At 71.5% G+C, this 24,950-nt stretch carries 22 protein-coding genes; 15 read left to right on the forward strand and 7 right to left on the reverse strand.

Translation table 11 applies throughout. From position 1 onward, the window contains the following. Positions 1 to 616 precede the first annotated feature (616 nt). Positions 617 to 802, forward strand: a complete 186-nt coding sequence (locus AB0B58_RS03695; protein ID WP_360217479.1) for a DNA-binding protein — start codon at positions 617 to 619, stop codon at positions 800 to 802. Between the two features lie 143 nt (positions 803 to 945). Here AB0B58_RS03695 and dprA read toward each other — a convergent pair whose 3' ends face one another. The 3 genes from dprA to AB0B58_RS03710 all read right to left on the reverse strand — a co-directional run bounded on the left by dprA (position 946) and on the right by AB0B58_RS03710 (position 4,458). Next, complete coding sequence (gene dprA, locus AB0B58_RS03700) at positions 946 to 2,091, reverse strand: DNA-processing protein DprA (protein ID WP_360217482.1); 1,146 nt, start codon at positions 2,089 to 2,091, stop codon at positions 946 to 948. Between the two features lie 465 nt (positions 2,092 to 2,556). Next, a complete protein-coding gene (locus tag AB0B58_RS03705) occupies positions 2,557 to 4,098 on the reverse strand; it encodes a YifB family Mg chelatase-like AAA ATPase (RefSeq protein WP_360216871.1) in 1,542 nt (513 codons plus the stop codon). Then, positions 4,099 to 4,458, reverse strand: coding sequence for a YraN family protein (locus tag AB0B58_RS03710; RefSeq protein ID WP_360216874.1), 360 nt, complete (start codon positions 4,456 to 4,458; stop codon positions 4,099 to 4,101). It lies immediately after the preceding gene. A 156-nt stretch (positions 4,459 to 4,614) separates the two neighbouring features. On the opposite strand from AB0B58_RS03710, the gene AB0B58_RS03715 reads away from it, so the two are divergent. From AB0B58_RS03715 to AB0B58_RS03750, 8 genes are all read left to right on the forward strand, one after another. Beyond that, complete coding sequence (locus AB0B58_RS03715) at positions 4,615 to 5,343, forward strand: hypothetical protein (protein ID WP_360216877.1); 729 nt, start codon at positions 4,615 to 4,617, stop codon at positions 5,341 to 5,343. A gap of 277 nt (positions 5,344 to 5,620) precedes the next feature. Beyond that, entirely contained in the window at positions 5,621 to 6,511 is an 891-nt protein-coding gene (gene rpsB, locus AB0B58_RS03720; protein WP_360216880.1) for a 30S ribosomal protein S2, read from the forward strand. 75 nt (positions 6,512 to 6,586) lie between these two features. Next, the gene (gene tsf / locus AB0B58_RS03725) at positions 6,587 to 7,417 is read left to right on the forward strand and encodes a translation elongation factor Ts (protein ID WP_360216883.1); all 831 of its coding nucleotides are present in this window, start codon (positions 6,587 to 6,589) and stop codon (positions 7,415 to 7,417) included. Between the two features lie 102 nt (positions 7,418 to 7,519). Next, positions 7,520 to 8,284, forward strand: a complete 765-nt coding sequence (pyrH, locus tag AB0B58_RS03730; protein ID WP_360216886.1) for a UMP kinase — start codon at positions 7,520 to 7,522, stop codon at positions 8,282 to 8,284. A 57-nt stretch (positions 8,285 to 8,341) separates the two neighbouring features. Next, positions 8,342 to 8,899, forward strand: coding sequence for a ribosome recycling factor (gene frr, locus AB0B58_RS03735; protein ID WP_354719520.1), 558 nt, complete (start codon positions 8,342 to 8,344; stop codon positions 8,897 to 8,899). Continuing rightward, complete coding sequence (locus AB0B58_RS03740; protein WP_360216891.1) at positions 8,899 to 10,038, forward strand: phosphatidate cytidylyltransferase; 1,140 nt, start codon at positions 8,899 to 8,901, stop codon at positions 10,036 to 10,038. Before frr ends, AB0B58_RS03740 begins: the two co-directional genes overlap by 1 nt. A gap of 34 nt (positions 10,039 to 10,072) precedes the next feature. Beyond that, positions 10,073 to 11,251: a 23S rRNA (adenine(2503)-C(2))-methyltransferase RlmN gene (gene rlmN, locus AB0B58_RS03745; RefSeq protein WP_360216895.1), complete on the forward strand. Its 1,179-nt coding sequence runs from the start codon at positions 10,073 to 10,075 to the stop codon at positions 11,249 to 11,251. Between the two features lie 40 nt (positions 11,252 to 11,291). After that, positions 11,292 to 12,314: a DivIVA domain-containing protein gene (locus AB0B58_RS03750; protein WP_360216898.1), complete on the forward strand. Its 1,023-nt coding sequence runs from the start codon at positions 11,292 to 11,294 to the stop codon at positions 12,312 to 12,314. A gap of 51 nt (positions 12,315 to 12,365) precedes the next feature. Here the strand turns inward: AB0B58_RS03750 and AB0B58_RS03755 are convergent, their stop codons facing one another. Further along, positions 12,366 to 12,593 (reverse strand): DUF2631 domain-containing protein, encoded by a 228-nt coding sequence (locus AB0B58_RS03755; protein ID WP_360216901.1) that lies wholly within the window; start codon positions 12,591 to 12,593, stop codon positions 12,366 to 12,368. Between the two features lie 131 nt (positions 12,594 to 12,724). On the opposite strand from AB0B58_RS03755, the gene AB0B58_RS03760 reads away from it, so the two are divergent. Continuing rightward, positions 12,725 to 14,278, forward strand: a complete 1,554-nt coding sequence (locus tag AB0B58_RS03760; RefSeq protein WP_360216904.1) for a Rieske 2Fe-2S domain-containing protein — start codon at positions 12,725 to 12,727, stop codon at positions 14,276 to 14,278. Here the strand turns inward: AB0B58_RS03760 and AB0B58_RS03765 are convergent. Further along, positions 14,275 to 15,867 (reverse strand): NAD(P)/FAD-dependent oxidoreductase, encoded by a 1,593-nt coding sequence (locus AB0B58_RS03765; protein WP_360216907.1) that lies wholly within the window; start codon positions 15,865 to 15,867, stop codon positions 14,275 to 14,277. The genes AB0B58_RS03760 and AB0B58_RS03765 overlap by 4 nt on opposite strands. 227 nt (positions 15,868 to 16,094) lie before the next feature. Between AB0B58_RS03765 and AB0B58_RS03770 the strand changes: the two genes are divergently transcribed. From AB0B58_RS03770 to ispG, 4 genes are all read left to right on the forward strand, one after another. Beyond that, entirely contained in the window at positions 16,095 to 18,233 is a 2,139-nt protein-coding gene (locus AB0B58_RS03770; protein ID WP_360216910.1) for an MMPL family transporter, read from the forward strand. A gap of 62 nt (positions 18,234 to 18,295) precedes the next feature. Further along, positions 18,296 to 19,507, forward strand: coding sequence for a 1-deoxy-D-xylulose-5-phosphate reductoisomerase (dxr, locus tag AB0B58_RS03775; protein ID WP_360216914.1), 1,212 nt, complete (start codon positions 18,296 to 18,298; stop codon positions 19,505 to 19,507). Next, entirely contained in the window at positions 19,507 to 20,763 is a 1,257-nt protein-coding gene (locus tag AB0B58_RS03780) for a site-2 protease family protein (RefSeq protein WP_360216917.1), read from the forward strand. The genes dxr and AB0B58_RS03780 overlap by 1 nt, the downstream gene beginning before the upstream one ends. A gap of 10 nt (positions 20,764 to 20,773) precedes the next feature. Then, positions 20,774 to 21,946, forward strand: coding sequence for a flavodoxin-dependent (E)-4-hydroxy-3-methylbut-2-enyl-diphosphate synthase (gene ispG / locus AB0B58_RS03785; RefSeq protein WP_360216919.1), 1,173 nt, complete (start codon positions 20,774 to 20,776; stop codon positions 21,944 to 21,946). 382 nt (positions 21,947 to 22,328) lie between these two features. On the opposite strand, the gene AB0B58_RS03790 is transcribed toward ispG, so the two are convergent. Further along, the gene (locus AB0B58_RS03790) at positions 22,329 to 22,913 is read right to left on the reverse strand and encodes a PadR family transcriptional regulator (protein ID WP_360216922.1); all 585 of its coding nucleotides are present in this window, start codon (positions 22,911 to 22,913) and stop codon (positions 22,329 to 22,331) included. 138 nt (positions 22,914 to 23,051) lie between these two features. Between AB0B58_RS03790 and AB0B58_RS03795 the strand changes: the two genes are divergently transcribed. Next, positions 23,052 to 23,891: a GNAT family N-acetyltransferase gene (locus AB0B58_RS03795; RefSeq protein WP_360216927.1), complete on the forward strand. Its 840-nt coding sequence runs from the start codon at positions 23,052 to 23,054 to the stop codon at positions 23,889 to 23,891. 8 nt (positions 23,892 to 23,899) lie between these two features. Here AB0B58_RS03795 and AB0B58_RS03800 read toward each other — a convergent pair whose 3' ends face one another. Continuing rightward, on the reverse strand, positions 23,900 to 24,883 hold the full coding sequence (locus AB0B58_RS03800) for an LLM class F420-dependent oxidoreductase (protein WP_360216930.1): 984 nt from the start codon (positions 24,881 to 24,883) through the stop codon (positions 23,900 to 23,902). Positions 24,884 to 24,950 lie beyond the last annotated feature (67 nt).

The following is a 24,950-nucleotide window of genomic DNA, read 5'->3' on the forward strand; positions in this document are numbered from 1 at the left end:
GTTCTGTCGGTATCGAGGTGTGGTCGGTAGGGCCCGCTCGCTGTGTCGGTGTGGCCGGCGTTCCGCGTGGCGGGGCCCCGAGCGCAGGCTGTTCCGTGGGTGTGGGTGTGGAGCCGGTGGCGTCCGCTCGCGGTGTCGGCGCGGCCGGCGACAGGCCAGGCCGGATTTCGCGCATTGGCGGCCCTGATGGCCTCGAGATAGGCGCTCGGGCTGATCCTGACGGTCCGGGTCGTGTCGTTGTCCGGTCGAGCCGGGCGGATGGGAGTCGCCCGCGGCACCGGGGCCCTTGCGCTCGTGGACACCGGTGGGGCTGCGTCGCTCGCGATCGACCGGTCGCCGGCGGGAGCGGCCCTGTTCGGAGGGAAGGGGAGTGTCGGCGCCGGGACCAGCCGGTCCACGCACGGGGCCGGCAAACCGCACGAGCATTGCCGCCACAGCGAGCGCCACATGCGCCTGTGGGACGGCTCGTGCGGTACCGGTCTCGGGCACCGTCTACGAGGGATAGTCATGCGACCACCGTAGTTTACTTGTGACTAGGTGTCTTTTACCAAGTTGACCCATGACTAATAGTCATGCGCCTACGGTCGATCATGTGGCAGCTAAGCCGATCCGACTGATGGGTGCGCACGAGATCCGCGTCCGCCTGGGCGGGGTGAGTCGCCAGCGCGCATACCAGATCACGAGCAGGGCGGACTTTCCCACGCCCGTCGCCGACCTTGCACAGGGCAAGGTCTGGCTGACCGAGGACGTCGAGGCCTGGATGAAGGTCCATCGCCGCGACATCGACGACTCCGAAGCCTGACACCGGCCGCACCGTAGCCCGGCGGCCGTAGCGGACCCGGTAGCCAGGAGATTCGCGGGCCGGCGCGGATCGCGGTCCGGCGCGGATCGCGGGCCGGCGTCCGATCCGGGCCGGCGTCCGATCCGGGCCGGCGCTATCAGCCGTCATCTCGGTGAGCGCACCAGCGCCACCCCGTTGCTCCTCCGCACCACCATGCCTGCCAACTCCAAGAAGGACAGGCAGCGCAGGACGGTGCGCACTCCCAGGCCGGCCTTCGCCGCCAGTTCCTGTGGCCCGGCGGTGCCGCGCCGCGGCATCGCCTCCAGCACCAGCGCGGACTCCTCGTCCAGGCCGTCGTGCGGCCGGTCCCTGCCGCGCGGCACCTCCGCCAGGTACTCGCCGATCTTTCCGACCTCGTCCAGCACGTGTGCCAGCCCTGTCACGACCGTCGCCTCCGGATGCTTGCGAAGCAGTTCGTGGCAGCCGACCGACATCGCGGACGTGACCGGGCCGGGCACGACCATCGCACGCCGGTTGAGGGCGATCGTTCTGCCCATCGTCTGCACTGCGCCGCTGCGGGCCGCGGCCTCGACGATCACCGTTCCCGCGGTCGCCGCCGCGATCACCCGGTTGCGGATCAGGAACCTGTGCCGCAGCGGTTCCGCGCCCGGCGGCCATTCGCTCATCAGCACCCCGCTGTCCGCGATCTGCTCGAACATGGCCGTGTTTCCCATCGGGTACGGCCGGTCGACCCCGCAGGCCAGGATCGCCACCGTTAGGCCGCCGGCGGAGAGCGCGGCCCGGTGCGCCGTCGCGTCGATGCCGAACGCCCCGCCCGACACCACCGTCCACTCGCGCTCTGCCAGCCCGAACGCCAGATCGTTGGTCACGTGTGTCCCGTAGTTCGTCGCCGCGCGGGCACCCACCACCGCGACGGAGCGGGCGAACGCCTCGTCCAGCGGCCAGCCGCCGCGAACCCAGAGGCACAGCGGCGGGCGGACGTCCCGGTTCACCCGCCCGCCGCCCTCCACCTCGAGGGTGGCCAGGGTGTTCACGGCGGTGGGCCATTCGGGGTCCGCGGGCACGACGACTCGCGCTCCGAGACGTTCCCCGCGGCGCAGAGCGGCTTCGGCCTGGCGTCGCGGGTCGCCGGCCGTGGAGCGAGAGATCACGGCCGCGCGCAGCGTCGACTCGGGGATGTCGCCCTGCAAGAGCCGTTCCAGCGTCGCGTCGGCGCCGTCCGCCTGCACCAACTGCCACACGGCGCGGTTGCCCGGCTCGGCGAGGCAGGTCAACGCCACCCGAGCCATCCGGTCCGCACCGTCGCCGCCCGTCGACCCGCTCACGCCGCCCACCCGCCCAGGTCCGCTGGGCCGAGGTTCGCCCGGTGCGGTTCCGCCATGTAGTGGGCCGCGGAGTGCGGATCTGCCGAGCGGGGTGTGGCTGAGGATGGATCCGCCGGGTCGACCTCCGCCGGGTGCCGGTCCACGAAACCGTGGTCCGGCGATTGCAGGTCGGCCGAGCGGTGAGCCGCCGAGAGCGCGTGTGGCGAGTTGCGGGTGGCCGAGGGCGGGTCTGTCGAGTGGCGGGCTGGGTGCCGGTCGATGGTGTCGCGGCAAGGTGGGTGTGGGTGTGGGTGTGGGTGTGGGTGTGCCGAGCAGTTGGTCGCCGAGTGCTGGGCGACCGCGCCGCGGGTCACCCGGTGGGAGGCTGCGGAGAGGACGGGCGCCTGGTGGGAGGGCCCGATTCCGATTGCGTCGGTTGGCGGGTGAATCTCAGGAAGCTTGATCTGTCCGGTCATGGGCCTCTCCCATTCGTAGTTGTGCCGCCTCGTCCACATCCGCGCCCGACGGTCGTTCCCGCCCGTCCAGATCCGCGATCGACCAGGCCAGGCGCAGGATCCGGTCGAATCCCCGCGCCGACAGCACGCCGCGGTCCAGCCCCGTCCGCAGTGCCGCCGTGTCCCTGGCCGGCAACCGCCACGGCGGGCGGCGCAGCCGTGGGCCCGGTACCTCCGCGTTGACCTGCCAGCCGCCCGCCGACCAGCGCGCCGCGGCCGCCGCGCGGGCCCGGGCCACGCGTGCCGCGACGGCCGCGGAGTCCTCGGCCGCCGTCGAGGCCGTCATCAACATGGCCGCGGTCAGCGGCTGGATCCGGATCTGGATGTCGATCCGGTCGAGCAGCGGGCCGGACAGCTTGCCGAGATAGCGCCGCCGCGCCGCGGCCGTGCACTCGCACCACTGGTCACCCGCCGGGTTCGCGCACGGGCACGGGTTCGCCGCCAGCACCACCTGCACCCGGGCCGGGTATTCGGTGTTGCCGCGGGCCCGGGCCAGCAGCACCCGCCCGCTCTCCAGCGGCTGCCGGAGCGCCTGGAGTGCCGCGTTCGCGAATTCCGGGGCCTCGTCGAGGAACAGGACGCCGCGGTGTGCCAGGGACAACGCGCCCGGGCGGGCCAGCCCCGGGCCGCCGCCCACCAGCGCCGCCAGGCTCGCGCTGTGGTGCGGTGCCTGGAACGGTGGCCGGCGCACCAGCCGGCCGTCCTGTGGCAGGAGGCCCGCGATCGAGTGCAGCGCCGTCACCTCGAGCGCCGACGTGTCGTCCAGCGGCGGCAGGATCGACGGCAGGCGCTCGGCCAGCATCGTCTTGCCGGCGCCCGGTGGCCCGAGCATCGCCAGGTGGTGGCCGCCCGCCGCGGCCACCTCGAGGGCGTAGCGGCCCAACTCCTGGCCTGCCACGTCGGCCAGGTCGGGGCCGGTCGCCGGGGGCTGCGGGTCGGCGGGCGGCGGGTCGAGCAGGCGGTCCTCGCCGCGGACGTACGCGACCAGCCGGTGCAGGGAGTCGACCGCCCGCACGGTCACGCCGGGCACCACCGTCGCCTCCCGGGCGTTGCCCAGCGGGACGATCACCCGGGTCATTCCGGCCCGCGCGGCCGCCGCCACCATCGGCAGCACCCCGCGGACCGGGCGCACCGCCCCGTCCAGCCCCAGCTCGCCCAGGAGCACCACGCCCGCGAGTGGCGCCGGCGGCAGCTCACCGGCGCCGGCCAGCAGCGCGCAGGCGATCGCGAGATCGAACGCGCTGCCGTGCTTCGGCAGGGTCGCCGGCAGCAGGTTCACCGTGATCCGCCGGTTGGGCCAGGTCTGGCCCGAGTTCACCACCGCCGCCCGGACCCGGTCGCGGGCCTCGTGCAGCGCGGTGTCCGGCAGCCCGGTCAGCACCACCGCCGGCAGGCCCGGCGACAGGTCGGCCTCGACCTCGATCAGGTGGCCGGCGAGGCCGACGAGGCCCACGCACAGCACTCGTGCGTAGCTCACCTAGAACGCCGCCCGCACGTGCTCCACCACGGTCGCACCGCGCCGCTGGGGCAGCACCGACACCACGTCGAAGCGGATCTCGTGCGGGCGTACCGAGGTCTCCGCCAGCCATCGGGCCGCGAGCCGGCGCAGGCGGCGGACCTTCGCCGGGCCGATCGCCTCCGCCGGGGTGCCGTAGTGGTCGCCGCGCCTGGTCTTGACCTCGCAGAACACCACGTCGTCGCCGTCGCGGAGGATCAGGTCGACCTCGCCCTCGGCGCGCCGCCAGTTGCGGGCGAGCACCACCAGTCCCTGCGCGCGCAGGTGTCGCTCGGCCATGCGCTCGCCGTAGGCGCCGACCGCCTTTCGCTCCGTCGTCATGACGGGGACGGTGGCGTACCTCTGCGGGGTCGGGTGCCGCGAATGGTCCCCAGCTGTGGACGGAGTGCGATTGTGGATATCCACAGGGTGACCGAGTTCATGTGATACGGCCTCAGCGGTGGCATCCGGACCTCGCGTCACCTACGGTGCGAAATCGTGGAAGGACATCGCCGGTACGCCGAAGAGCCGGAACCCAGCTGGTACACGGGCCAGCGATCGCCCGACGCCGCGGACGCCAACGCCTACGACTCGGGCGTCTACGAGCGTCCCAGCAGCGCATACCGGCTCCCGGAGCAGCGACCCGCCGACCCGTACGCGGCCCCGGCCGGATACGGGCCGGCCGACCCGGTCACGACGTCGGGCAGCCATGGCCTGTCGTCGGCCGACTCGGGCTCGATCCGGCTACCAGTGCGCGGACCCGAGTACCCGGCCGTCCGGCCGAGCGGTGCCTCTCCGATGGCCGAGCCCCCGGCCGCCACCACGTACGGCTCGGGGGCGATGCCGGAGAGCCCACCCGCGCCGGCCTACAACGAGCCGACAAGCATGGTGCCGATGAGCGCGGCCCCCGGACGCCAGGCGCCGCCGGAGAGCGTCTACGGCGCCCGCCGCCCGGTTTCCGCCATGGTGTTCGCGGTCGTCGTCGCCGTCCTGTCGATCCCCGCCGTCATGCTGCTGGTGCGGGCGACGTTCGTCGACGAGCCGACCGCCCGGGGCGTCGTGCCCGCCGTGCTCCTGACCCTCGGGCTGCCGCTCACCGGCCTCGGTCTCTTCTCGCTGGCCGGCACCGGCCGGGCGGGTGGCCGCGACGCCTGGCTGCGCCCGCCGGTCGCCTACCTGCCGATCGGCCTGGTCCTGCTCCTGGCCGCCGGTCTGGGCGTCGCCTGACCCTGCCGGGGAGGCCGGGTATTCCCGACCAAAGCCCCGCCAGCAGGCCGTGCTCCGAACGGCGTATGCTTGTCGACGGCGACCGCCCTGTGCGGTCGACCTCGCGCGCCCTCTGCACGTGCCCCGTCAGGTCGGATCAGCCGGCCTGGTCATGAGCCGTCAGCGACGGCCCTCCCTGGTCCCGATTTCTTCGGGCGCCACCAGGGCCGGCGACCGGGCGCCAGGACGCCCACCGCCGGTGAGCGTGACAACCAGGGAAAACAGGGAGCAATTCACCATGGCCGTCGTGACCATGCGCCAGCTGCTGGAGAGCGGTGTCCACTTCGGGCACCAGACCCGGCGCTGGAACCCGAAGATGAAGCGCTTCATCTTCACCGAGCGCAACGGTATCTACATCATCGACCTGCGCCAGACCCTCGACTACATCGAGAAGGCCTACGCGTACGTCCGCGACACCGTCGCCGAGGGTGGCCACATCCTCTTCGTCGGCACCAAGAAGCAGGCCCAGGAGGCGATCGCCGAGCAGGCGACCCGCGTCGGCCAGCCGTACGTCAACCACCGCTGGCTGGGTGGCATGCTCACCAACTTCCAGACGGTGTACAAGCGGCTCCAGCGCATGAAGGAGCTCGAGGCGATCGGTGACCTCACCGGCACCGCCGCCGGCTACACCAAGAAGGAGACCCTTCAGCTGTTCCGTGAGCAGACCAAGCTCACCAAGACCCTCGGTGGTCTGCGGGACATGACGAAGGTGCCGTCGGCGATCTGGGTCGTCGACACCAAGAAGGAGCACATCGCCGTCGACGAGGCCCGTAAGCTGGGCATTCCGGTCATCGCGGTGCTCGACACCAACTGCGACCCGGACGAGGTCGACTTCCCGATCCCGGGCAACGACGACGCGATCCGCTCGGCCGAGCTGCTGACCCGGGTCATCGCGGCCGCCGTCGCGGACGGTCTGATCAAGCGCTCCGGCCGTAACCGCGGCAACGCCGACGACAAGCCCGAGCCGGGCACCGTCGCCGCCGGCGAGCCGCTGCCCGAGTGGGAGCGCGACCTCTACGAGGGCGCCGACAAGAAGGCCGCCGACGCCGAGCCCGCCGCCGAGGCTGCCGCTCCGGCCGCCGAGCCCGCCGCCCCGGCCGCCGAGCCGGTCGCTGCCGCCGCGGAGTAAATCCTCAGGAAGCCGGCCGCCGGCAACGGCGGCCGGCACCTCCCGATACCGGACCTCAAGCATCGAGAGAGAGTCATGGCCAACTACACCGCCGCGGACGTGAAGAAGATCCGCGACCTCACCGGCGCCGGCATGATGGACTGCAAGAAGGCGCTCGACGAGTCGGACGGTGACTTCGACAAGGCCGTCGAGTTCCTGCGCATCAAGGGCGTCAAGGACGTCGGCAAGCGGGCCGGCCGTACGGCCGCCAACGGCATCGTCAGCCACTCCGGCAAGGCGCTGCTCGAGCTCAACTGCGAGACCGACTTCGTCGCCAAGACCCCCGACTTCGTCGCGCTGGGTCAGACCCTGGTCGAGCACGGCGAGCAGAACAAGCTCGCCGACGCCGCCGCCGTCGCGGCCTCCACGCTGGCCGACGGCCGCGCCGTCGCCGACGTGGTGCAGGAGTTCTCGGCCAAGATCGGCGAGAAGATCGTCGTCAACCGGTTCGCCCTGCTCGACGGCAACGTCGCGGTCTACCTGCACCGCAAGGCGCAGGACCTGCCGCCGCAGGTCGGCGTCCTGGTGGAGTACACCGGCAAGACCGACGAGGCCGGCGACGACGACGCCCGCGCGGTCGGCATGCAGATCGCCGCCATGCGGCCGAAGTACCTCACCCGCGACGAGGTGCCCGCCGAGACCGTCGAGTCGGAGCGCCGCATCGCCGAGGAGACCGCGCGCGAGGAGGGCAAGCCCGAGCAGGCCCTGCCCAAGATCGTCGAGGGTCGGGTGAACTCGTTCTTCAAGGACTTCGTCCTGCTGGAGCAGCCCTCGGTCACCGACAACAAGAAGACGGTCAAGCAGGTCACCGCCGATTCCGGCATCGAGGTCACCCGCTTCGTCCGTTTCGAGGTCGGCCAGGAGTAATCCAGGCACCAGCGCACTGCGCGGGAGGCCGGGACGCGAGACAAGCGCCCGGCCTCCCCGTCACATAGGGTCTCGGGTTAGCGAAGGAAAGGGCGGACCGGCATGACGATGGTGACCGAGCAGGCTGTCGTGGTCGACGAGGTTGCGGCGCCGCGTTCCGAGCGGCCCCGGCGGGTGGTGCTGAAGCTCTCCGGCGAGGTCTTCGGCGGCGGTGCGGTGGGTGTCGACCCCGACGTGGTGCAGGGCATCGCGCGGCAGATCGCCACGGCCACCCGGCGCGGCGTGCAGATCGCCGTCGTCGTCGGCGGCGGCAACTTCTTCCGCGGCGCCGAGCTGCAGAAGCGCGGCATGGACCGCAACCGGGCCGACTACATGGGCATGCTCGGCACGGTCATGAACTGCCTGGCCCTGCAGGACTTCCTCGAGAAGGAGGGCATCGAGACGCGGGTGCAGACCGCGATCACGATGGCCCAGGTCGCGGAGCCCTACATCCCGCTGCGCGCCATCCGGCACCTCGAGAAGGGCCGCGTCGTGATCTTCGGCGCCGGCGCCGGCATGCCGTACTTCTCCACCGACACGGTCACGGCGCAGCGCGCCCTGGAGATCCACGCCGACCTCGTGCTGATGAGCAAGAACGGCGTCGACGGCGTCTACACCGCCGACCCGCGCACGGACCCGGACGCCCGCAAGATCGACCACATCACCTTCGCCAGCGTGCTCCAGCAGGGCCTGCGGGTGGCCGACCAGGCCGCGTTCAGCCTCTGCGAGGAGAACGGCCTGCCGATGCTGGTCTTCGGCGCCCAGGGCGATGACACGATCGTCCGGGCGGTCAGCGGCGAGAAGATCGGCACCCTGATCACCACGTGATCCGCTCCACCCACCATTTTTGCGAACGACCAGAAGGATCAAGGAGGCGACGGAGCGGTGATCGACGAGACCCTCTTCGAGGCCGAAGAGAAGATGGAGAGCGCGGTCGAGCACGCCAAGGAGGAGTTCGCCGCGATCCGTACGGGACGTGCCACGCCGGCGATGTTCTCCAAGATCGTCGTCGACTACTACGGCGCTCCGACCCCGGTGACCCAGATGGCTTCGGTCGGCGTGCCGGAGCCCCGCATGGTGATCGTCAAGCCGTACGACGCGTCGCAGCTCGGCCCGATCGAGCGCGCCATCCGCGACTCGGACCTCGGGGTCAACCCCAACAACGAGGGCACCCAGCTGCGCATCCACCTCCCGCAGATGACGGAGGAGCGGCGCCGCGAAATGATCAAGGTGGCGCGTACCAAGGCCGAGGAGGGCCGCGTCGCGATCCGCAACGTGCGCCGCAAGGCCAAGGAGCAGCTCGACCGTTTCGTCAAGGACGGTGAGGCCGGCGAGGACGACGGCCGCCGCGCCGAGAAAGAGCTCGACGACGTCACCCACCGGTACGTCACGGTGGTCGACGAGCTGGTCAAGAACAAGGAAGCAGAGCTGCTCGAGGTCTGATGTCGTACCTCGAGCCCCGCGGTGGGCAGACCCCTTCCGGCGGCCGGGCGTCCGGGCAATCCGGCGTCCCGGCCCCGTATGTCTCCGGCGTGCCCGCCGAGGAGCCCGATCCGTACGCGGCCTACCGGCGCCAGGAGAACGCCCAGCGGGCGGCCGACACCGGCCCGAACTGGGACGCGTTCGCGCCCGGCCCGGCGCAGCCGTCCGAGCCGGCCTGGAGCGCACCCGTCGCCGCCACCTCGACCTCACAGGCGGAGTGGGAGTTGACTGAGGCAGAACGCCGCCGCGGGCCGGGCCGGCGCCGGGCCGGACGCGACGGCAAGCCCCCGGCCAACCGGGCGGGTCGCAACCTGCCGGCCGCGATCGGGGTCGGCGTCGGCCTGGTCCTGGTCGTCCTGGCCTCGCTGTTCTGGAAGCCCGCCTTCGTCGGCGTCGTCGCGCTGGCCTCGTGCGTCGGCATCTGGGAGATGGTCCGGGCGCTGCGGACCACCGGCGCCAAGCCGCCGCTGCCCCCGCTGCTCGCCGGCGGCGTGCTGATGACGGGCCTGGCCTGGTACGGCAGCACCGACGCACTCGAGCTCGGCCTGCTGGTCACGGTCCTCGCCGCCCTGCTGTGGCGCCTGGCCGACGGCGTCGCCGATCTGAAACGCGACGTGGCGGCGGCCGCCCTGATCTCCGTGTACGTGCCGTTCCTGCTGAGCTTCGGCGTGCTGCTGGCCCGGCCCGACGACGGCCTGCAGCGGGTGTTCATCGCGCTGATCGCCGTGGTGTTCTCCGACACGGGCGGCTACGCGGCGGGCGTCTTCTTCGGCAAGCACCCGATGGCTCCCACGATCAGCCCCAAGAAGTCCTGGGAGGGCTTCGCCGGCTCGGTCGCCGCGGCGGCCGTCGGCAGCTCCGTGCTCGCGTACCTCCTGCTCGACGTCCCGTTCTACTGGGGTCTACTGTTCGGCGCGGTGATCTCGGTCGTCGCCGTGATCGGCGATCTGGCCGAGTCGATGCTCAAGCGGGACATCGGGATCAAGGACATGAGCAACCTGCTGCCCGGGCACGGCGGGCTGATGGACCGGCTAGATTCGATCCTCTTCGCGGTGCCGACGGCGTTCCTGCTGCTCTCGCTCATCGCGCCGCCGGGGTAGGCATGTGCTCGCGACGTGGGAGACTGGAGAGGCCATGACGATTCTTCCGCTCATCCCCACCAGCCCCGACACCCCCGACGCGGTGGTCACCCGACGTCGCCCGGCGATGCCCCCACGCCATCTCGCGGACCTGGACCTGGCCGGCCGCCGCGCGGCCGTCACGGACCTCGGCGAGCCCGCGTTCCGCGCCAAGCAGCTCTCCACCCACTACTTCGGGCGGCTGGTGCGCGACCCCGCCGCGATGACCGACCTGCCCGCGGCCTCGCGCGCCCGGCTCGCCGAGGACCTGCTGCCCACGCTGCTCACCCCGCAGCGCGAGATGGCCTGCGACGACGGCGCCACCCGTAAGACGCTGTGGCGGCTGCACGACGACGCGATGGTCGAGAGCGTCCTGATGGGCTACCCCGACCGCATCACCGCGTGCGTGTCCAGCCAGGCCGGCTGCGGCATGGCCTGCCCGTTCTGCGCCACCGGCCAGGCCGGGCTCACCCGCAACCTCTCGGTGGCCGAGATCGTCGACCAGGTCGTCTACCTCGCGGGCGTCGCCGCCTCGGGCGCGGTCACCGGCTCGCCGCCCCGGTTGTCCCGGGTCGTGTTCATGGGCATGGGCGAGCCGATGGCCAACTATCCCCGGGTGATCCAGGCCGTGCGCCGCCTGGTCGCACCCGCACCGGAGGGTCTGGGTCTCTCACAACGGCACATCACAGTCTCCACCGTGGGCCTCGTGCCGGCAATGCGGCGATTGATCACCGAAGAGCTGTCCGTGACTCTTGCGCTGTCACTGCACGCCCCCGATGATGATCTGCGCGATGAGCTTGTGCCCGTCAACCAGCGTTGGAAGGTGGCCGAGGTGCTCGATGCCGCGTTCGACTACGCGGCGCAGACCGGTCGTCGGATCTCCATCGAATACGCCCTGATCAGGGACGTAAACGATCAGCCCTGGCGTGCCGACCTGCTCGGCAGGCTGTTGCACGGCAAGCTGGCGCATGTGAATCTGATCCCACTCAACCCGACGCCGGGCAGCAAGTGGGACGCCAGCCCCAAGCCGGTCGAGCGGGAGTTCGTCCGCCGGCTGCGCGAGGCGGGAGTGGCGACCACTGTCCGGGACACCCGCGGGCGGGAGATCGACGGTGCGTGCGGCCAATTGGCCGCGAGTGAGCTGACGGTGGTGGACGCTGGGGGCGCCACCGCCGACGCGGAGGTGGAACGATGACGGGGCTCAGTTCCCTGCGGACGCTGATTTGGGAGACGTTGTGACGAGTCAGGGACAGCGTTTCCGGCGGCGCGCGCTGCGCCGCGGTTACAAGGTCGACGAGGTCGATGCCTTCCTGGACCGGGTCGAGGCGACCCTGGCCGGCGAGCAGTCCGGCGCTCCCGTCGGCGCGCAGGAGGTGCACGACGTGGTGTTCCGCGTGCGCTTCGGCGGCTACGACGAGTGGCAGGTCGACCTGCACCTGGACCGGGTCGAGCGCCAGCTGGCCGAGTTCGAGGACCGTGGCGGGCGTGGCCCCGACGCCCGGATGACGCCGGACCGGATGCAGCCGGAGCAGATGCGCGGCGGCATGCAGTCCGACCGGATGAGCCAGGCGCTGGGCCGCTCGGCCCCGCCGACCGAGCGCCTGCCCGCGCCGGTGCGCGACGACCGCCAGTTCGCCCGCGACGACCCGTACGCGCGGGAGGACCCGTACGCCCGCGAGGACCCGTACGGGCGCGACGACCGGATGCAGCCGCAGCAGCAGTCGCCGCAGCGGCCGCAGATGCCCGCTCCGGACCCGTACGGCCGCTACGAGGGTGGCGGTTACGGCCAGCAGCAACAGCAGCCTCCGCCGGGGCCCTCCGGCTACGACACGGGCGGTTACGACGCGTTCGAGCCGGGCCGGCACGGCAAGGCAGACATGACGGCGGAGATGCGGCTGCCCGATCGTGACCGCGGCGGCTACGGCGGCCCGGCCCCGATGAGCGCGCCGCCGATGAGCGGGCCGCCGATGAGCGGCCCGCCGATGGGTGGCGGCCAGGGGGGCAGCCCGGAGCTCTACCGGGTGGATCAGCTGCGCCGCACCTTCCAGCCGCGCCGCTTCGGCAGCGGTTACGACCCGGTGCAGGTGGACCGCCTGTTCGAGAGCATCCTGCAGGCCATGACCGGCCGCGGCCCGATGCCCGTACCGGAGAACGAGCTCGACACGCTGCAGTTCGGGCTGGTTCCCGGTGGCTACTTCGAAGCCGAGGTCGACGGCGCGCTGCGCGAGGTCAAGGACATCCTGCTGCGCCGCCGCTGAGCACGTGAAAAGGCCCGCTCCCGGCCGGGAGCGGGCCTTTCGCGTACGCGGTTACTGGTCGTTGGGCCTGAGGCCGCTGCGGCGCAGCACCACATCGACGACCACGATGCCGACGAGCGCCAGGGCGGTGCCGATGAGCCAGATGTTCTCGGTGTTGCCCTCGTGGTTGCCCCAGAGCATCAGGAGAATGATCGCCGCTGTGCCCAGCGCGCCGATGCGGGCCCATTTGCGGTTGCCCGGCTTGAGCTGGTCGGGGGCGTAAACCGGCTCTTCTGCCACGACTGGATCCTCCTGCGGCGATGGCGACTACGACCCGATCATTTTCGCACGACGGCTCCGCGCGCGGCTCACCAACCCGGACCCGGTACCTTCGATGCCGTCGGATTACTCCGGATCGAGGGAGCTTAACGGTGCGGATCACGGGCACTGGCCACGCCAGCATGCGGATCGACACGGGCGCGGGCAGCATTCTGTGCGACCCGTGGGTCAACCCGGCGTACTTCGCGTCGTGGTTCCCGTTCCCGGACAACTCCCTGCTCGACTGGGAGACGCTCGGCAACGTCGACTACCTCTACGTGTCCCACCTGCACCGGGACCACTTCGACGCCGAGCACCTGAAGCGCTTCGTCAGCAAGAAGGCGACGGTGCTCCTGCCGGAGTATCCGACCAGCCAGCTCGAGGACGAGCTGCGCGAGCTCGGCTTCACCAGCTTCTTCAAGACCAGGAGCGACGAGGTCCACGAGCTCGACGGCGGCCTCAAGGTGATGATCCAGGCCCTGATCAGCCCCACGGACGGCCCGATCGGCGACTCGTCGCTCTGGGTGGAGCACGACGGCGTACGGGTGCTGAACCAGAACGACGCCCGCCCCACGGACCTGTCGACCTTCGCCGAGCTGGGCCACGTGCACGCGCACATGCTGCAGTTCTCCGGCGCGATCTGGTATCCGATGGTCTACGAGCTGCCGCAGGCGGCGAAGACCGCGTTCGGCAAGCAGAAGCGTGACCGCCAGTTCGACCGCACCTGGCGCTACATCGACGACCTGAAGGCCGACCACGTCTTCCCGATCGCCGGCCCGCCGTGCTTCCTGGACGACGAGCTGTGGCAGTTCAACGACATCTTCGGCGACGAGGGAAACATCTTCCCGGACCAGTCGGTCTTCATGAGCGAGTACGCGAAGGTCGGCGGGACCAACGCCGTGGTCCTGCTGCCGGGCAGCGTCACGGAGCTCACGACGTCGTCGATCGAGACGAGCCACCCGACCGACGTGGACGGGTTCTTCGCGAACAAGAAGCAGCACCTCGAGGAGATGCGCGAGCGCAAGGCGCCGGTCATCGCCGCCGAGAAGGCGTCCTGGCGACACCCCGAGATCGACGTGCTGGGCGAGCTCAAGAAGCGCATCGAGCCGCTCCTCGAGGAGTCGATCTACCTGGCCAAGGGCGTCGGCGGGCCGGTCCGCTTCGACCTGGTCGGCTACGAGGGCGAGTCCATCGAGTCGATCGTCGTGGACTTCCCGGGCAAGCAGGTCCGCCCGTACGCCGACGAGAAGGTCCGCTACCGCTTCAAGACCCAGCGTGAGCTGATCGAGCACCTGATCTTCATCGACGAGGGCGACTGGGTGAACTCGCTGTTCCTGAGCTGCCGCTTCTCCGCGGCCCGGATCGGCCAGTACAACGAGTTCGTCTACGCGTTCTTCAAGTGCCTCTCCGAGGAGCGGTTGCAGTACGCCGAGGGCTGGTACGACGAGCACGAGCGGTCGGTCGACGCGGAGGACATCGAGCTGGGCGGCTGGACCGTGCAGCGGCGCTGCCCGCACCTGAAGGCCGACCTGAGCCGGTTCGGCATCGTGGACGGCAACGTCCTGACCTGCCAGCTGCACGGCTGGAAGTTCGACCTGCCAAGCGGACGCTGCCTGACCAGCGTCGGACACCAGATCCGCGCCGAGAAGGGCGCCGTCGAGGGCTAAAGGCCCAGGTCGGCGAGGATGCGCTTCGCGGCGTTGTGCCCGGCGGCGCCGATCACGCTGCCGGCCGGGTGCGCGCCAGCCGAGCCGGCGTAGAGGCCGTCGAGCCCCGTCGCGTACGGCATGCGCTGGTCGAACGCGACCGTGTTGTCGACGTGGTGGATGTGGCCGCCGGTGATGCCGAAGTGCTTCTCGATCCCGGGCGGGCTCAGCGGCATCATGTCCGCCACCAGGGACGAGGCGCCCGGGGCGTAGCGGTCGACGATGTCCAGCAGCCGCGCGACGTAGCCGGGCATCGCCTCGTCCCACGTGGTGCCGTCCAGCGTGTAGGGCACCGACTGGACGAACAGGGCCGACGAGTGGTGGCCGGCCGGGTCCTGCAGAGACGGGTCGACGGTCGTGTGCAGGTACCACTCGATGGTCGGCTCCGCCGGCAGGCGGCCCGCCTGCACGTCGGCCCACATCGCGCGCAGCGCGGCCATCGGGGAGTCCGTCTCCAGCCCGGCCAGGCCCGCGGAGCCGGGCAGCAGGTGGATCGTCGACCCGAACGGCGAGGCGGCGTCCTCGGGCAGGCAGGGGAACCGTGGCAGCCCGCTGAGCGCGAGGTTGACCTTCAGGGTCGTGCCCGGCCGCCGCACCGCGGCCATCCGGTCGGTCAGGCCGGCGGGCAGCGAGCCCTCGGGGACCAGGCTGATGAGCCGGTAGGGATCGCAGGCGCCCAGCACCACCCGGGACGAGACGGCTCGCCCGTCGGCCAGGACGACCCCGGTCGCGGCGCCCTGCGAGACGGTGACCGCGGACACCGGCGTGCCGGTGAAGATCTCCGCACCGGCCGCTCGCGCGGCCGTGGCGAAGACGCGCGACACCGTGCCCATGCCGCCTTCCGCGATCATCCAGGTGCCGTCCGAGTCGGGCAGGCGGCACATGTTGTGCACCAGGAAGTTGTGGCCCGTGCCCGGGTCGTCGGGGCCCGCGTTCAGCCCGGAGAGGCCGTCGGTCACCGCGTACATGCTCACCAGCAGTTCGCTCTTGAAGCCGAACCGGGCGAGGTAGTCGGCGACGGAGCCGCGTACGAGATCGATGAAGGTGCTCTGCAGCTGCGGCCGGATGTGCCGGTCGGCGATCGCCTCGACGGATCCGGGCTCCTGCAGCCACGCGGGCGCGAGGTCGGCGCGCAGCGCCGCGATCTCGACCTGCAGCGCCTCGTCGGCCGCGATGTCGCGCGGCGAGAAGAACCGCTCCAGCTGCGCCCGGGTGGCCGCGCGGTCCGTGCCGAACAGCAGGTACGGCGAGCCGGGGCCGCCCGGCGTCGGCAGGAAGTAGTGCGGGTCGCGGCGCAGCACCGGGATGTCGACGTTCAGCGTGCGCAGCAGCTCCGGCGGCATCAGGCCCAGCAGGTAGGAGCCGGTGGAGTGGCCGAGGCCGGGCACCTTGGGGAACGGGTGCTCGGTCCGGGTGGCGCCGCCGATGACGTCGGCGGCCTCGAGCACGACGACGTCGAGGCCGGCGCGGGCCAGCAGCACGGCGGAGACCAGCCCGTTGTGGCCGGACCCGATGATCACCACATCGGCGCGATCAGGCAGAGACCTCATGGGCGCCGAGCCTAGCGTGCCGAGTGGCCTACGGTCCGGGCGAATTCGAGCTCGCCTCCTTGACCTCGGTGACGGTCTCCGCGCGCCGCCGTTCCCGCCGGCCGGGCGTGGCGGTCGTCATAGCCGGGCTCCGTTGACGTGAGCGAACGGCGTTTGCGAGGGTGAACATCGTTCACGATAAATACCGAAATTCCAAGCGACTCCGACCTCCACGCGGGAGCAGGCAGATGTTCGGCTGGTGGGGCAGAGCGGTCGTCCGGCTTCGCTGGTGGGTGGTCGCGGCCGGGCTCGCGGTCGTCGTCGCGGGCGCGACCTGGGGCGCCGGGGTGTTCGGCGCGCTCACCGGCGGGGGATACGACGACCCGGCCAGCGAGTCCAACCGGGCCGCGGCCGTCGCCGAGCGGCTGGGCCGGGGCGAGCCCGATCTGGTCGTGCTCTGGTCCAGCGACAGCCTCCCGGTGACCGACGCGGCCCTCCGCGATGCGGTCGCCGGCGCGGTCACGAGCCTGCGCGCCCGCCCGGAGGTCGCGCAGGTGGCCGCGTACACCGACGAGAACTCGTCGCCCGCCCTGGTCAGCACCGATCGGCGCGCCACCTATGCGGCCGTCTTCCTCGCTGCGGCGGACGAGGACGGCAAGGCGGCGGCATACCACCGGATCGAGCCCGACTTCGCGGTGCCCGGGCTGACCACGCGGGTCGGCGGCCTCGTCGCCTTCACCGACCAGGCCAACACGCAGACCGAGAAGGACATCACCAGGGCGGAGGTCTTCTCCCTGCCGGTGCTCTTCGTGCTGCTAGTGCTGATCTTCCGCGGCCTCGTCGCCGCCCTGTCGCCGCTGCTCATCGGCGGCATCGCGATCCTCGGCGCGTTCGTGGCGGTGCGCGCGCTGACCTACGTCACCGACATCTCGGTCTTCGCGATCAACGTGATCACGCTGCTGGGCCTCGGCATGGCGGTGGACTACTCGCTGTTCGTGGTGAGCCGCTTCCGCGAGGAGCTGGCGACCGGCAAGGACGTGCCCGCCGCCATCCGCACCACGGTCGCGACCGCCGGCCGCACCGTCGTGGTCTCGGGACTCACCATCGTCCTGGCGCTCTCCAGCCTGCTGATCTTTCCGCAGCCCTTCCTCGGCGGCATGGCGATCGGCGGCATGGCCGCCGTGCTGGTCGCGATGATCGCCGCCCTGACCGTGCTGCCCGCGGCGCTCTCGCTGCTGGGCCACCGGGTCGACATGCTGCGCATCCCGCTACCGCGGCGGTCCCGGCCCGGCGCGGGCTGGGCGAGGCTCGCGCACAGCGTCATGCGCCGCCCGGCGCCGTACGTCGTCGGCGTGCTCGTGGTGCTGGCCGCCTTCGCGGCGCCGTTCCTGCGGGTCGAGTTCGGCGGCTTCGACGAACGGGTGCTACCCGCCGACACCCCGGCGCGCATCGTCGGCGACCGGCTCAACGCCGGCTTCCCGGGCGGCGGGGAGAACCCGATCAACGTACTGGTGACGGGCGGGCCCGCCGACGCGCTGGCCGGACGGATCGCGGACCTCCCGGACGTCACCGGCGCCGCGGTCACCGCCGAGCGCGGCGACTCGTCGCTGATCACCGTGACCTACCCCGGCACGCTGTCGCGCGGCGAGTCCCGGGACATCGTCTCGGCGATCCGCGACCTCACCCCGCCGGCCGGGACCGAGGTTCTGGTCGGCGGCCGGCCGGCGATCGACCTCGACCTGCTGGAGAGCCTGGCCGACCGGCTGCCCTGGATGGCGCTGATCATGGCGCTGGCCACGATCGTGCTGCTCTTCCTGGCCTTCGGCTCGGTGCTGCTGCCGATCAAGGCGGTGCTGATGAACCTCGTCTCGATCGGCGCCTCCTTCGGCGTGGTCGTCTGGATCTTCCAGGACGGCCACCTCGAGGGCCCGCTGAACTTCGAGTCGACCGGCTACATCGAGCCCAGCAACATGATCCTCGTGCTCGCCGTGCTGTTCGGCCTGGCCACCGACTACGAGGTGTTCCTGCTGTCGCGGGTCCGCGAGGAGTGGGACGCCACCGGCGACAACCCGGTCGCGGTCGCCTCCGGGCTGCAACGCACCGGCGGCATCATCACGGCCGCGGCGCTGCTGCTGATCACGGTGGTGGCGGGCTTCGCCACCGGCGAGGTGACGGTCATCAAGACCATCGGCGTCGGCATGATCGTGGCGATCATCGTGGACGCGACGCTGGTCCGGGCGTTGCTGGTCCCGGCGACGATGCGGCTGCTGGGCCGCTGGAACTGGTGGGCGCCGGGCCCGCTCGGCCGCTTCTACGGCCGCTACGGGATCCACGAGACGGAGCCGGCGCCGCAGCCGGCGCCGGAGCTCGAAGCCGCGCACGCCTAGCAGGCGGCGTCCCGCGCAGACGCCGGGTACGCCCCGCCGGCTCCTGGCGCCGGCAGAGGAAGATGGTGTCCATGCGTGAGCTAGTCCTGCTCGGGTCCACCGGGTCCATCGGTACTCAGGCCATCGACATCGTGCGGCGCAATCCGGACAAGTTCCGGGTCGTGGCGATCGGCGCCGGGGGCGGCAACGTCGAACTGCTCGCGGCCCAGGCGCTCGAGCTCGAGGTCGACGTCGTCGGGGTCGCGTACTCCAGCGCCGTGCAGGACCTGCAACTCGCGTTCTACGCCGAGGCGCAGCAGCGGGGCTGGGCCACCGGCGACTTCAAGCTGCCGAAGATCGTCGCCGGGCCGGACGCGATGACCGAGCTCGCGCAGTGGCCCTGCGACGTGGTGCTCAACGGGGTCGTCGGCAGTCTCGGGCTCGCGCCAACGCTGGCGGCGCTGCGCTGCGGGCGTACCCTCGCGCTCGCCAACAAGGAGTCCCTCGTCGCCGGCGGCCCGCTGGTCAAGGCCGCGATGACGCGGCCGGGGCAGATCGTGCCCGTCGACTCCGAGCACTCCGCGCTGGCGCAGTGCCTGCTCGGCGGGTCCGCCGCCGAGGTGCGCAGGCTGATCCTGACGGCCAGCGGGGGCGCCTTCCGAGACCGGCGGCGGTCCGAGCTGACGAACGTCACACCGGACGAGGCGCTCAAGCACCCGACGTGGGACATGGGCCCGGTCGTCACGATCAACTCGGCCACCATGGTGAACAAGGGGCTCGAGGTGATCGAGGCGCACGAGCTGTTCGGCGTGCCGTACTCCGCGATCGAGGTCATGGTCCACCCGCAGTCGGTGCTGCACTCGCTTGTCGAGTTCGTCGACGGGTCGACGCTGGCGCAGGCCAGCCCGCCCGACATGCGGTTGCCGATCGCCCTCGCGCTGGCCTGGCCGGACCGGGTGCCGGACGCCGCGGCGTCCGTCGACTGGACCCTGGCGCACAACTGGGAGCTGCGCCCGCTCGACGGTGAGGCGTTCCCCGCGGTGCGGCTGGCCAAGGCGGCAGGTGAGGCTGGCCACTGCCGGCCGGCCATCTACAACGCGGCGAACGAGGAGTGTGTGGCCGCGTTCGTTTCCGGTCGGCTACCTTTTCTGGGCATCGTCGACACCCTCGGGGCGGTGCTCGCGGCGGCCCCCGACTTCGACGAACCGGGTACCGTCGATGAGGTGCTTTCCGCGGAGGCCTGGGCGCGTGCCCAGGCACAACGGATGATCGCGACGGCGGCTGAAGGAGCCTGATGCTGTACTGGTTGGGAACGGCGGCCTTCGCGCTGGCGATTTTGATCTCGGTCAGCCTGCACGAGCTGGGCCACATGATCACGGCCAAGCGGTTCGGCATGAAGGTGACCAAGTACTTCGTCGGCTTCGGCCCGACGATCTTCTCCTTCCACCGCGGCGAGACCGAGTACGGCCTCAAGGCCATCCCGCTCGGCGGCTTCTGCAAGATCGTCGGAATGACCCCGCAGGACGACGACGTCGCGGAGGAGGACCAGCCGCGGGCCATGTGGCGCTACCCGGTGTGGAAGCGCACGGTGGTGATGTCGGCCGGCTCCGCGACCCACTTCGCCCTGGCCATCGTCGCCGCGTGGTGCGCCGCGGTCTTCGTCGGCCTGCCCAACCCCGACCGGCCGACGACCATCGCGCAGGAGCGGGTGCTGCCGGCCCAGATCAACGTGGCCGACTGCGTGCAGATCGTCATCGACAAGCAGGAGTGCAAGGTCGGCGTCAACGGCGCCGTGGCGGCGCCCTCGGCCGCGGCGGGGCTGCGTACCGGTGACGTGATCACCAAGGTCGACACCACCCCGATCACCAGCTACGGCCAGCTCACCGACGTGATCCGGGCGGCGAAGGCCGGGCCGACGACGTTCGAGTACACCCGCGACGGCGTGGCCGGCAAGACCACCGTGACCCTGATCGAGGCGCAGCGCCCGCCGCTCGACGACCCGAAGGGCCCGGTCGCCAAGGTCTCGGTGGTGGGCATCGCCCAGAAGATCGACATGCCGGGCATGGTCACCTACGGCCCGGTCGACGGCATCGGCGCCAGCCTGCGCTACGACTGGAGCCTGGTCGAGGGCTCGTTCGTGGCCATGAAGCGGATCCCGGAGAAGATCCCGGCGCTCTGGCGCTCGATCACCGGCGACGAGCGCGATCCGAACACCCCGATCAGCGTCATCGGCGCCAGCCGCCTCGGCGGCGAGGCGATCGAGCGCGGCGTGCCGGAGCTCTTCCTGATGATCTTCATCTCGCTCAACGTCTTCATCGGCATCTTCAACCTGCTCCCGCTGCTGCCGCTGGACGGCGGCCACATCGCCATCGCCTGGTACGAGCGGGTGCGCTCGTGGCTCTACGCCAAGCTGGACCGCCCCGATCCGGGCCGCGTGGACTACTTCAAGCTGATGCCGTTGACCTACGTCGTCATCCTGGTCGGTGGCGCGTTCACGCTGCTGACCGCCACGGCCGATGTGATCAACCCGATCACGATCTTCTCGAAGTGAGAGTGCGTAAATGACCGCTGTCAGTCTCGGTATGCCGGCCGTTCCGCCGCCGCCGCTGGCCGTCCGTCGGCTGAGCCGCCAGATCATGGTCGGCAACGTCCCGGTCGGCGGTGGCGCGCCGGTCTCCGTTCAGTCGATGACCACGACGCTGACCTCCGACGTCAACGCGACGCTCCAGCAGATCGCCGAGCTCACCGCCGCGGGCTGCCAGATCGTCCGGGTCGCGGTGCCGTCGCAGGACGACGTCGAGGCGCTGCCGGCGATCGCGAAGAAGTCGCAGATCCCCGTGATCGCGGACATCCACTTCCAGCCGCGGTACGTCTTCGCGGCGATCGACGCCGGCTGCGCGGCGGTCCGGGTCAACCCGGGCAACATCCGCCAGTTTGACGACAAGGTCAAGGAGATCGCCAAGGCCGCGGGGGACGCGAACGTCCCGATCCGCATCGGCGTGAACGCGGGCTCGCTCGACAAGCGCCTGCTGGAGAAGTACGGCAAGGCGACGGCCGAGGCCCTGGTCGAGTCGGCGCTCTGGGAATGCTCCCTCTTCGAGGAGCACGGCTTCCGCGACATCAAGATCTCGGTCAAGCACAACGACCCGGTCGTGATGATCCGGGCGTACCGGCAGTTGGCCGAGCAGTGCGACTACCCGCTGCACCTCGGCGTGACGGAGGCCGGCCCGGCGTTCCAGGGCACGATCAAGAGCGCGGTGGCGTTCGGCGCGCTGCTTGCCGAGGGCATCGGCGACACCATCCGGGTGTCGCTCTCCGCGCCGCCGGTCGAGGAGATCAAGGTCGGCCAGGGGATTCTGGAGTCGCTCGGCCTCCGTGAGCGCGGCCTCGAGATCGTCTCCTGCCCCTCGTGCGGCCGCGCGCAGGTCGACGTCTACACGCTCGCCGAGCAGGTCACGGCGGCGCTCGAAGGGTTCCCGGTGCCGCTGCGGGTGGCGGTCATGGGCTGCGTCGTCAACGGCCCGGGCGAGGCGCGCGAGGCCGACCTCGGCGTGGCCTCCGGCAACGGCAAGGGGCAGATCTTCGTCAAGGGCCAGGTCATCAAGACGGTCCCGGAGTCGATCATCGTCGAGACCCTGGTCGAGGAGGCCCTGCGCCTCGCCGACGAGATGGGCGCGGAACTCCCGGACGAACTCCGCGAACTCCTCCCAGGCGCGACCGTCACGGTCCACTGACCACCCTGACCGAACCGATCATCCGGTACGGCTACGGCCGTGCCCAACCGCAACACCGGCAACCGCCTCCAGGCTCAGGGCCAGTCGCCGGTCCGGGCCGTGGCCCAGCCGCCGGGCTGAACCGGCCGGTCGCTCGAATGGCTCGACGGCGGTTCGGTCCGGCTGCCGGGTTGGGTCGATGGGTTGCGGTGAGGTGACGGCACCCCACCCGGCCCGGGCGTCCGCGGCGTCGTGGCGCGGGATGGCCGGGGCGGGCGGTGGCCTGTCGGCGCCCGGTTCTGGTGTGCGGGCGGGCGACGGTGTTGCGGTTGTGGTGGCCCTCGCGCCGTACTGAAGAAGGCGCCGGACCAACGACGGGGCCTGGACCACGACTAAGAAGGGGTCACTCGCCGTCGGCGAGGACGGCGTAGAGCTTGCGCTTGGTCTCGTTCAGGATCTCCAGGGCCCGCTGGCGCTGCTCCGGCGTGCCGTTGAAGCCCACCTGGCGCAGGGCGTCCATGATGCCGATCGCCGCGTCGCGGAAGTCCTGCACCTGGGACATGGTGTCGTTGCTGAACTGGGCCCACGGTGGGTTCTCCGCCGCGGCGATGGCCTCCGCGCGGCCGGCGTCGGTGAGCGTGAAGCGCTTGCGGCCGCCGGTGGCCTCGGCCTCGATCAGGCCCTCGTCCTCGAGCAGTTGCAGGGTCGGGTAGACCGAGCCCGGGCTGGGGCGCCAGATGCCGCCGGTGCGGCTCTCCAGCTCCTGAATCATCTCGTAGCCGTGCATGGGCCGCTCGAGGAGCAGCGCGAGCAGGGCGGGCCGGACGTTGGGGCGGCTGCCGCGGCCGCCGCGGCGGTGGCCGTGCCCGCCCGGACCGCCGGGGCCGAAGCCGCCGAATCCGCCGAATCCACCTGATCCGCCCTGTCCGAAGGGGAAGCCGGGCGGAAATCCGAACCCGCGGCGGCGGCCCTCGTGCATGTCATGCATGTGTCCGAACCGCATGATCTTCTCCGATCTGTTGGCGATAGTTAGACGATATATCGGCAACATGTCGCCCGCAAGGTTTCTTTTCTTCGAGGGGGCGGGTGGGGCGTGTGAAGGCTGCTATCTGGCAATCTGATAGCTGTGCTGACGGTGCCCATTCGCCAGCTCGGCGAGTCCGAGCGGGCGGCGGTCGAGCGGATCCTCGACCAAGACCCATACGCCGGTGCTCAGATCGCCGAGCGTGTGGCGGCCCACGGGCTGAACTGGTGGCGGTCCGACGGCCGGATCTACGGCTACGGGACCGGTCGCCGGATCGAGTCCGTGTGCTGGTCGGGCGCGCATCTCGTGCCGGTGTGCGCGACTCCCGCGGCGGTGGCCGCCTATGCGGACCTGCTCGGCGCCGAACCGCGGATCTGTTCGTCGATCATCGGGCGGGCGGACGCGGTGCTCGAGCTGTGGGACCGGCTCGGCGGCCATTGGGGGCCGGCGCGCGACGTGCGGCCGCACCAGCCGCTGCTGGTCGCCGACCGCGAGGCGCCGATCATGCCGGATCCCGACGTGCGCCTGGTGAAGCTCGGCGAGGTCGACCAGCTCTTCCCGGCGGCCGTCGCGATGTACACCGAAGAGGTCGGCGTCTCGCCGCTGCTGGACGACGGCGGCCGGGGCTACCGGCGGCGGATCGCCGATCTGGTGCGCGCCAAGCGCGCCTACGCGCGGTTCGTCGGGGACCGGGTCGTGTTCAAGGCCGAGCTGGCGATCGTCACCCGGCGCACCACGCAGGTGCAGGGCGTCTGGGTCGACCCGGAGTTCCGCGGCCGCGGGCTGGCCGCGGGCGCGATGGCTGCGGTGGTCCGGGACGCGCTGCGCCGGGTCGCGCCCACCGTGAGCCTCTACGTGAACGACTACAACACGCCGGCGCGGCGGGTCTATGCGCGCTGCGGCTTCGTGCCGAACGGCAGCTTCGCCACGGTGCTGTTCTAGGACACGCCCTAGCCGCGGCCGAGCCTGGTGAGCAGCCGGGTGACCGTTGCCGGGTCCGCCTTCTCCAGCTCGGGGGTGGGGACCAGGGCCATCACCGGGACCTTGACGCCGGCCTCCGCGTAGGTGGCCACGTGGTCGCGGCACTCCTCGGGCGAGCCGTGCACGATCAGCTCGTCGACCACCTCGTCCGGGATCGCCGCCAGCGCGCCCCGGCGGTCGCCCGCCGCCCACGCCGTCCACATCGCACCCAGCCCCGACTCGCGCCCCAGCCACCGGTGGAACTCCGCGTAGGCCGGAACCGTCAGGTAGGCCGCGATCATCCGGCGGCCGATCGTGCGCGCGTAGTCGGCGTCCCGCGTCGGGCAGACGAAGATGCGCGCGACCACGTCGAAGCCCGGCCGGTCCGACTTCGCCTCGGCCAGCGCCCGGGACACGTCGGTGGCGGCCAGCCAGTTCAGGATCACGCCGTCGGCCTCGGCCGCCGCCAGCCGGAGCATGCCGGGCCGCAGCGCCGCGAGCAGCAGGCCCGGCGGCGCGGCCGGCGGCCGCTCGAGCCGGAAGCGGCGCACCCGGAAGGTCTCGAACTCGCGGTCGACCAGCTCGCCGGCCAGGGCGGCGCGCAGGAAGCGCAGCATGTCGCGGCTGCGGGCGAACGGCCTGGTGAAGTCGGCGGCGTTCCAGTCGCCGACCACGACCGGTGAGGACGCGCCGATGCCCAGCTGGAAGCGGCCGGGCGCGGCCTCGGCCAGCGCGGCGGCGGTCATCGCCAGCAGCCCGGGGCCGCGGGTGAAGACGGGGGTGATCGCCGTGCCGAGCCGTGCCCGCGGCTGCCAGGCGGCCGCGAGCGTCAGCGGGGTGAAGGCGTCGGTGCCGGCGACCTCGGAGGACCACAGGTCGGTGAAGCCCGCATCGGTGAGGGCTGCGAAGACCGCGGCGTGATCGGCCAGCGGAACCCCGCCCAGCGGTACGGTCATGCCCCAGCGCGTCGACATGTCCCGATACTGCCCTGTCTTGTCCGTGAGGTCCACCACCGGGGCAGCCATCGACCGGCGTCCGCCG

The sequence above is a fragment of the Actinoplanes sp. NPDC049118 genome (genome assembly GCF_040648555.1).
In the GTDB taxonomy this organism is placed as follows: domain Bacteria; phylum Actinomycetota; class Actinomycetes; order Mycobacteriales; family Micromonosporaceae; genus Actinoplanes.

Coding starts and splice junctions, on each gene's coding strand:
- pyrH (WP_360216886.1), top strand. CDS start 7,520: ATGACGATGGTGACCGAGCAGGCTGTCGTGGTCGACGAGGTTGCGGCG.
- ispG (WP_360216919.1), top strand. CDS start 20,774: ATGACCGCTGTCAGTCTCGGTATGCCGGCCGTTCCGCCGCCGCCGCTG.
- AB0B58_RS03800 (WP_360216930.1), bottom strand. CDS start 24,883: ATGTCGACGCGCTGGGGCATGACCGTACCGCTGGGCGGGGTTCCGCTG.
- dxr (WP_360216914.1), top strand. CDS start 18,296: ATGGTGTCCATGCGTGAGCTAGTCCTGCTCGGGTCCACCGGGTCCATC.
- AB0B58_RS03780 (WP_360216917.1), top strand. CDS start 19,507: ATGCTGTACTGGTTGGGAACGGCGGCCTTCGCGCTGGCGATTTTGATC.
- AB0B58_RS03740 (WP_360216891.1), top strand. CDS start 8,899: ATGTCGTACCTCGAGCCCCGCGGTGGGCAGACCCCTTCCGGCGGCCGG.
- rlmN (WP_360216895.1), top strand. CDS start 10,073: ATGACGATTCTTCCGCTCATCCCCACCAGCCCCGACACCCCCGACGCG.
- AB0B58_RS03765 (WP_360216907.1), bottom strand. CDS start 15,867: ATGAGGTCTCTGCCTGATCGCGCCGATGTGGTGATCATCGGGTCCGGC.
- rpsB (WP_360216880.1), top strand. CDS start 5,621: ATGGCCGTCGTGACCATGCGCCAGCTGCTGGAGAGCGGTGTCCACTTC.
- AB0B58_RS03695 (WP_360217479.1), top strand. CDS start 617: ATGGGTGCGCACGAGATCCGCGTCCGCCTGGGCGGGGTGAGTCGCCAG.
- AB0B58_RS03770 (WP_360216910.1), top strand. CDS start 16,095: ATGTTCGGCTGGTGGGGCAGAGCGGTCGTCCGGCTTCGCTGGTGGGTG.
- tsf (WP_360216883.1), top strand. CDS start 6,587: ATGGCCAACTACACCGCCGCGGACGTGAAGAAGATCCGCGACCTCACC.
- dprA (WP_360217482.1), bottom strand. CDS start 2,091: ATGGCTCGGGTGGCGTTGACCTGCCTCGCCGAGCCGGGCAACCGCGCC.
- AB0B58_RS03710 (WP_360216874.1), bottom strand. CDS start 4,458: ATGACGACGGAGCGAAAGGCGGTCGGCGCCTACGGCGAGCGCATGGCC.
- AB0B58_RS03790 (WP_360216922.1), bottom strand. CDS start 22,913: ATGCATGACATGCACGAGGGCCGCCGCCGCGGGTTCGGATTTCCGCCC.